A 4,277-nucleotide genomic window follows, 5' to 3' on the forward strand; every position below is an offset into this window, starting at 1 on the left:
TCAATGAAAGTCCCTCCGAAAAGGAAGGGAAATAGCTACCCGAAAATAGCCCGCAACCATGCGGCAGAAACGGGTGCTTCGCGAGAACCTCGCGGAGGCTACACGCAAAATTATACACTCCAACCACATCTACCCCCGCATAACTCCCTGGCAAGGGAAGAAACCATGCGAGCGACACGCCATGTTCCCGTCACGTACCAGGTTCTCGCTCACACAAAGACCCCCGCCGGGTGCTTCCTAAGCGACCCGGCGAGGGTCCTCACGTATGAGAGGGGTTGGCGCGGTTCAGGTAAACCAGACTAACCAAGCTAACCATGCAAACCGGGCGAGCTTCGAGTCTCACGGGACTAGAAAGAACAGCGCATCAAAACCCGAGCCGGCCAAAGCTCGACCCCGGCGAACAGCGGAACTAGCGCTCCGCCTCCTCACCCAGCATGCCCTCACGAGCCAACGCAGTCAAACGAGACACCGCACGGAAATACTTCTTCTGATAACCACCAGCCAGCATCTCCTCAGTAAACACCTTGTCAAAAGGCACACCCGAAGAAACAATCGGCAAGTCCTTGTCATACAGGCGGTCAGCCAACACCACAAAACGCAACGCCACCGACTGCTCAGTAATCGGGTGAACATCACGCCACGCAATACCATCCAAGCCATCAATCAGCTGACGGTAACGCGACGGGTGCACCTTCGCCAGATGCTCCACCAGGTCAGCGAAGTTATCAACACCAACAGTCTGGCCGCCGAACACTTCCTCAACCTTCGCATCAAACGCATCATCAGCGACAGGCTCCGGTGCGGCAGGCAGGCCACGGTGACGGAAATCCTCACCATCCACACGGTGCACCTCAAACTGCGAAGCAAGCACCTGAATCTCACGCTTAAAATCCTCAGCCGCGAAACGGCCCTCACCCAGCGCACCAGGCAGCGTGTTCGAGGTCGCCACAAGCTTCACGCCAGCATCCGCCAGCTCACGCATCAGACGAGACATGAGCACAGTATCACCCGGATCATCCAGCTCAAACTCGTCAATACACACCAGCTTGTAGCTGCTCAACGCCTCAACCGTCTTACGGAACGTCAACGCACCCACCAGGTTCGTGTACTCCACAAAAGTACCGAACGCCTTCGGGCCATCCACATAATGCCACAGCGACGCCAACAAGTGAGTCTTACCCACACCAAAACCGCCGTCAAGGTACAGGCCAGCCTTCGTAGAATCCTTCTTCTTGCCACCAAACAGGCGACCAAAGAAACCGGCACCAGCGCCGCCACCATTAATCTTGTCGCCAAAATCCTTCAGCTTCTGCACAGCCTCAGCCTGCGACGGCTGATTCGGATCAGGAATGTAGCTATCAAAAGACACTTCACCAAAACGCTCAGAGGGGCGGAAACCCGCCAGCAACTCATCAGCAGAAACGCGAGGGATGCGGTCGGTCAAATGTACGGTCGTGGTGGGCACAAAAACTCTTTTCTTCAGTGACGGCGATGTGACTTCCGCTTTAAGTGTAGTACTGTCTAACACCCCGCGTGAGCCGCATGAGTTGCCCGCCACATTACGGGTATGAGGAGGGGCGGCGGCGGGGTGCGGGGCCGCTCTGTTTTGTTTAGGCCGCTCAGTTCCAGTGGAGGTGCTGCTCCGCGCCGGTGGAGGTTCGGTCATGACCTAGCAATTTCAGCCATGACTTAGCATCTTTGGTAATGGTTAAAACCCCAGCCTAAAGTCACTAACCCATTACCGAAAAACTAAGTCATTATCGATTCCCGCCCACATATCCGACGCAGACCCAAATTCGGTATTGGGTTACGGATTTGTGCCATAGGTTAGTGTCTTTGGTCGTAGTTAAAAACCATGGTCGAAGACACTAAACCATGGCACAAATTCTGCAGGGGCGGGGCCTCCGCGAGTGTAGATTTATTTGATGCATAAAGCATTGATGTGTCCGAATAATGACGTTCAGATACTATTGCACTCAAAGCAACGCAAATATACACAAAGATGCGGTAGGGTGGTAACTGTAGTGTTCCATAACGCATTGATGCGTTTGTTGGGTGCGCTACGGGGCTGTTTTCCTTCCGATGGTCAGGTACGACCCACAAAACCAGCCCGACTAGTAACTAAACAACACACCATCACCGACGATAGGAGCGTATCTTCTATGGATTCGACCATCTTTAATCGCCGTACCCTGCTGGGTAGCGGCGCACTTGTGGGCCTGGGGGCCCTGCTTGCGGCATGTGGCCAGCAGGCAAATAACGAGGCGGCAGCCGCCTCGGCATCATCGACTGCCGCGCCGAGCGAGTCGGCTTCGGTGTCTGCGGCAGCTACTGAGTCACCTTCAGCGAGTACTACCCCTAAACCGAAGGTTACTCGCGGATACTCAGGACAGTCCAAGGCACCCGATGGTGAGTACCGTAAGGCAGACGGCTACGGACCCGCGCAGAATGTCCCCAAGCCTCGTAATGAGCCCGCTCAGTATCCTGAGACCGAAGAAGGCCTCAATCGTATGATGGAGGATTGGGTCAATGCCCATAACTACGCAATTCAGACTGGTGACTGCTCCTATGCCTTCAAGTATGTAACAGAAGATACTGAAGAATATGGGTTCTACAAATATATTGAAATACTTTACAAAAATGGCGGATGGGCTGTAGATTCCCTAGATTCGTACCAGAGTGAAAGCGCCCTATTTTATGATGAATCTAAGAAAATCTATCGCATGAAAGTCCGCAGAATTTGGTCAACTGAAATATACATTGAATCAAATGGAGATATAACGAGAAAGGCAAACACTGATACAAGTGACGATACTTTCTACTTCCTTTATACCTATTCTAATGGTTATTGGAAAATAATCGACAGCAAGTACGAGAACGAACTTTAGAGGCTAATTGAAATATGAAGAACATTAGCAAAATATCTACGCTTTTTATACTTTCAACATTAATTGTATCTACCTTAAATATCCCCCCAGCATTAAGCAGTGAGTGCACCACGGGAGATTCAAATGGACATTGTGTTAAAGTCTCCAAAGATAAGCAAGTTCCGAGCTCAAATCGCAAAGGAAACAAATCCGAGAATAATACGCAAGACTTAGTAAAAGCTAATTCAACTCCATCAGGATCAGCATTTTCTCCAGAAGAGGCAGTCCAAAAATGGAATGAAGAACATCCAATACAACTCGATGGAGCAAATCAAACATATCGCGCAAGTAGCGTCAAAGCCCGACAAGCCGGAGATGCAGAATGTCATACAGAACCAGACCATCGTCCTGGCCACTACGTCATAGGATCACTACCCCTGGGAGATAACGCTAACAGAATACCCAACCAGGTCGGCGGGCGCTACTGCGTACCCAATGACACTAAAACCCTCACCTCCAACAATCCTGAACAGCCCAAGGGCCCTTCTCCTGAGGAAATGCTCCAAGAAGTTGAGGACCAATTCGCTAACACCAACATCCAGGCCCCCGTACTGAAGCAGTCCTACAACCTTGGCACCGGCCTGGGTGAAGATAACCCCAACGTCTACAAGAACCAGGCCGTCAACTTCTACGTCGATGCACCCACCGCACGTTGGGAAGGCGACCTGATGATTGGCCACGTTGAGATGGAGTCCTACCCCACCCAGATGACCATCCAGTACGGCAACGGTGACGAGGGCAGCTTCTACACCATGGGCAAGCCGGTTAGCAGGGCACGTGGTGAAGAGTCACGCAAGACCGCGACCAGTTATACCTACAAACGTTCAGGTAATTTCCATGCGTACGCGACCGTTTCTTATTCTGGCCGTTTCCGTGTTGACGGTGGCGATTGGCAGGCTCTGGATGTCGTTTTGACGAAGGAAACTGTCGATCCGCTGCTGATTCGTGTGTGGTGGGTTGATGTGGGTCGTGTCGGCGGCACCTGCGATGAAGACGACACTCGTTGGGGTTGCAAGAACGATCCCACGATGGGTAAGAAGGATAACCCGAACCCACGCCTGCGCAAGGCCGATATCCGTACCGGTCAGCGCTGGCACCTGAACGATAGCGGTGACGGGGATACGGAGTATTCGTTGCACCGCGACTGGCCCGACATGTAAAGCCCCCCGTGGGTCTTACGTTGAGAAGCCACATGTTCGCCGAGAAGCCACGATAATGGTGGCTTTTCGAAACACATGTGGCTTCTCAGCTATTGGATTCTTCTCTGTGGTTGGTTAGTCTTCCGGTTTCTAACCAGCCCCCCCCTATTCACACTTCACACCGATACGAGGAATGTATTTCCATGACTTC

The 4,277-nt window shown here is 52.2% G+C and carries 3 protein-coding genes; 2 read left to right on the forward strand and 1 reads right to left on the reverse strand.

The genetic code is table 11. The features are described from left to right. Positions 1 to 409: 409 nt before the first annotated feature. On the reverse strand, positions 410 to 1,465 hold the full coding sequence (gene zapE / locus HMPREF2528_RS06060) for a cell division protein ZapE (protein ID WP_005506346.1): 1,056 nt from the start codon (positions 1,463 to 1,465) through the stop codon (positions 410 to 412). Between the two features lie 697 nt (positions 1,466 to 2,162). On the opposite strand from zapE, the gene HMPREF2528_RS06065 reads away from it, so the two are divergent. Continuing rightward, the gene (locus HMPREF2528_RS06065) at positions 2,163 to 2,888 is read left to right on the forward strand and encodes a DUF6318 family protein (protein ID WP_070543205.1); all 726 of its coding nucleotides are present in this window, start codon (positions 2,163 to 2,165) and stop codon (positions 2,886 to 2,888) included. A gap of 536 nt (positions 2,889 to 3,424) precedes the next feature. Continuing rightward, positions 3,425 to 4,087, forward strand: a complete 663-nt coding sequence (locus HMPREF2528_RS09260) for a hypothetical protein (protein ID WP_053088877.1) — start codon at positions 3,425 to 3,427, stop codon at positions 4,085 to 4,087. The last annotated feature ends 190 nt before the right edge of the window (positions 4,088 to 4,277 follow it).

It is taken from the genome of Rothia sp. HMSC078H08 (genome assembly GCF_001808955.1).
GTDB lineage: Bacteria > Actinomycetota > Actinomycetes > Actinomycetales > Micrococcaceae > Rothia.